The 768-nt window shown below is 46.0% G+C and carries 1 protein-coding gene; it reads right to left on the minus strand.

Annotated features, from left to right (window positions below; all coding sequences use genetic code 11):
• Window positions 1-768 (minus strand): hypothetical protein (locus tag HW443_RS12295; RefSeq protein ID WP_176238345.1); only part of this gene is annotated, 768 nt, incomplete at both ends.

The raw sequence follows: 768 nt of genomic DNA on the forward strand, positions 1-768 counted from the left end.
GGTGCCCTCACTCATGTGTTCAAAAATGGCGGATAATTCCTGTTGGTCTTTGACGCGGATAATTTGTTCAGCAACATAAATGGGAGGTATAAAGCCCGGATTTCTGTAGACAACGACTTCCTTAGCGCCAATCTGTTCTCTCTGCAAGAAGGGAATCTGGTCGAGGAAGGAGATGAAATCGCGCTTCGGCCCATAGTGCTTGTAGATTTCGTTTCCCGGATCGCTCGGAACAATTACGTACTTGATTGATGCTGTGTTAAGGACAAAGTGTGAATAGGGTTGACCGAGAAGATCAATAATCTTGGCCTTGTCGGGCCAGTTATCCCTAGCTCCCTCAAAGGGGACAAATTCCTGCCAACCCCCTCGTGTCAGATTAACCATGTTTATCGCCGGATGGCTGGAGCTGTAAAAACCAAATCGGTGGGTTGCAGGAATCCACAGGGTTCTGAAGTAATCCTCTTGAGAATGAATAAAGTTTTTCAAAACAAGATAGTCGGAAGGAATTTCTCTAGAGACAAAGAGCGTCCCTATTTCTTGGGTGAGTAGAGGCTTAACATTCCAGAGAAAGAGAAAGGAGGCCGCCACGATTAGAACATAGGACGCCAGAACCTTCTCTCGTTTCCTAAACCAGTCGGAAATTACCTGGACCGTGTAGCCAATCAAAACAGAATACGAGAGAGCGATTATCAGAAAAAACTTACTTGCCTCGCGAAACAGGTTAAAACCTGGGAAGTGTTCGTAAAGCCAAAGGTAAAGCCCTGGGAAAGG

It is taken from the genome of Candidatus Hakubella thermalkaliphila (genome assembly GCF_013281975.1).
Lineage (GTDB): Bacteria > Actinomycetota > Humimicrobiia > Hakubellales > Hakubellaceae > Hakubella > Hakubella thermalkaliphila.